Raw genomic sequence first — 2,797 nt, forward strand, 5'->3', positions numbered from 1 at the left:
AATCACCAAGGACCTGGAACGAACGATAGAAAATTCGGCTTCATTCATTTTGATGGCCAACATTCAGATGGTTCTATCGTCAATACAGAGAAATCTTGACTCGAATTTTTAGACACGCTCTTAGTGCCAAGTCTGGAAAAACCTGGAAAAGTCAGAGTAGGCGCAGTTCGTAAGTTTACAAAAGACTTTAAGGTTCTTAAAGAAGGGAGGTTGCCAAAATATTCGGTGCCTTCTAATTGTTACGTTGATAAAGGTAATCTTCATTTTGAATATGGAAGAAGTAGCCTTGGAGAAGATGAGATATATTATCGAACTCTCAACTAGGCTAAAGCCGGCCACCTCAAACAAGTATTAGGATACTCTTAGTTGAATTGTCACTATTGGCGGTGATGTTATTACATAATCAAAGTGAAAGAATACTAGTTCTGTTGCTAACTGTTCTATTCCTGTCTCAAATATTTGAAAGATGAAATGCTGTGTCGAACTAAGTCGCAGTAAACTTTATTAGATAAGTGTTTTTTTGTACTTTAAAATTGAAAAAAATGCGAGTTAGTATATGCATAATTTTACTTACTATGATATGCTGTTCATGTTTTGAGAGTTTCTCCTCGGGCACTGTGTCAACTTTTAACCTGGATAACTCTAAGCGTGATCAATATGCAAATGTAGATTCTCTGCTTGGTATTAATCGAGTAATCAAGCTGTCTCCAGACGTAGTAAGGCTTGTTGGTAACGATATAAAATTCTTTGTTGTTGTAGATTCTCTTCTTATTGTTATTGATCAAAAAAATGGAATGACTGGGTTGACAAAAGAGGGTGTTCCTATTTGGCATGTCACTGCTGAAACAATTAGGACGCATGAATTTAATCCACTCTTTTATGCTTTTTACGATGCAGTCCGCGGTGAGATATGGACTATGGCGGCTGATCAGAAGGTTTTAAAAGGCTTTGATGCCGCAGGAAACTTTATAGATGAGCACTTTCTAAATATACCGCACGACAATGCATTGCTACTAACGGATGGAACCTATCTCCTGGAAACGAGAGGTCGGTATCCAGAAACGAGTAAATACGCCTACAGTTACTTGCTGGCCAATTCGACCAGAGAGGAAGTTATTCATGACTATAGAAGAGTAAGTAATCCTACCGCATCAGATCGTCATCTCAGCTTTTCTCATACACTATATCGCTACGGTGGAGCTATCTACTATTCTCGACCTCATCAAGATTCATTGTATCGGTTTGATAGTTTAGACAAGCGGCTCTCTGCGATAGCGACGGTTTCATTTAGTCAGGGAGCACCCCCGCCAGAAATATTTCGGGATCCTAAGATTAAGAATGCACTTACCTATATTTCTAATGCAAACTATGTTCAGCCCGTTTGGCTTGTTGGAAATGATCGTCATCTTTTTGTTTCTTTCGATTATAACCGGCAGAACAATTTTATCATTGCTACACCTGAGCAGACCCTGATCAATTCTAACGTGCTCGTTGCAGGAGAAACCGTTTTTATGGCTCCTTCACTTTATGGTGATGATGGTTTTTTTCTCTCAATATATCCGGAATACCAGCACGAAGCTTTACAAGAATTACCTGAAATCAATTTTCATCCTTCAAGGCAATGGAAAGAGGATTTTCAGAAACGTGCGGACCAGATTAGTGAAAAAGGCGAGGGTGTCGTGCTAGTCGTTACAAAAAGTCAAATTATTTCTTCGGAATAACATCCGGTGCAACTCCAAAAAGTATATTGCAGTTGTAATCGAATTAGATTCCAAATTTGCTTCAACCCTATCCTAATCACTCTGACTTAGGTGTAAACCGCCCCATAGAGGTCCTCCTAATCACCCTGGCAGCAATAGTTCCCGGCCTGCTGGTGCCAACAGGCTTGAAATAGGAAAACACATTTCTGCATTCAGAAACAAGAAAATAAGTCAGCATTCTGTACGGAATAAAACGCTCAAATTTCTATCTCTAGCCAAAATTTAATCCGATTAAAACTACGCTATACACCCTAACAATGCTCCTCCTCCTGAGCAGCGGCACCAACACAGACGCAACAGAAACAATTGAGCTAAGCTCAATCCCAAAAGACACACGTAAGGTCGATAGAAATCTAAAGCAACCATAGTTATACTGCTAGGCAAATAAGGACGTAGAACCTCGTAGCGTCCTGACGTAGTCGGACCTGCGAGCGTTCAGGTGTTTTGGTCTAGCAGTGTAGTAACCATAACATAGAACTTTCCAACGATCAGCATTCAGGCCCAACGCGCCTGAATGCTGATCGCTTTTTGTACAAAACCCTGAATACCCTTATATTACCCCTGTATCTCGCAACCTCTGCTCTGCGGCGTACGCTGTTTTTTTATACACAACACATTTTGAAACCGCTTTAGAACCATATTACGGGCCGTTGCCCGCTGACCAAACCCCATTGCTACCGACAGCGTACACCAGATCCATATGACCAACCATTATCGCACTTGCTCCCGGCTTGCATCCGGGGGGCAACGCACCGCATCCTTCCCGTATCGCCTAGCTGCGGTATTTTTTGACGTGTCCCGCGTCTCCGGTGTCGGCTTACCTACGCTCCTGGGGATATGCCTCTTGCCCTTGCTGCTGCTCTGCTCCGGCTGTGGCGAAAAAGACCCGGCAGCGGATGCCGAAGTCACTACGATGAAGGCTTCGGCTAAGCCGGAGCCCTCCGCCGCCGAAATCCCCCTCGTCACCCTCCATACCGCCACTCGCGGTCGCCTTCCCCTGCGCCGCCGCGCCACGGGCAAGCTGCGCGCCCGGCGGG

At 43.7% G+C, this 2,797-nt stretch carries 2 protein-coding genes; both read left to right on the forward strand.

Annotated elements, in window-relative coordinates; genetic code table 11:
• Positions 1–617: 617 nt before the first annotated feature.
• Positions 618–1,721: a 6-bladed beta-propeller gene (locus tag FUA23_RS21980; protein ID WP_147932928.1), complete on the forward strand. Its 1,104-nt coding sequence runs from the start codon at positions 618–620 to the stop codon at positions 1,719–1,721.
• A gap of 739 nt (positions 1,722–2,460) precedes the next feature.
• Positions 2,461–2,797 (forward strand): hypothetical protein (locus tag FUA23_RS21985; protein ID WP_147932929.1); only part of this gene is annotated, 337 nt, incomplete at its 3' end.

This window comes from Neolewinella aurantiaca (assembly GCF_008014675.1).
GTDB classification, from domain to species: Bacteria; Bacteroidota; Bacteroidia; order Chitinophagales; family Saprospiraceae; genus Neolewinella; species Neolewinella aurantiaca.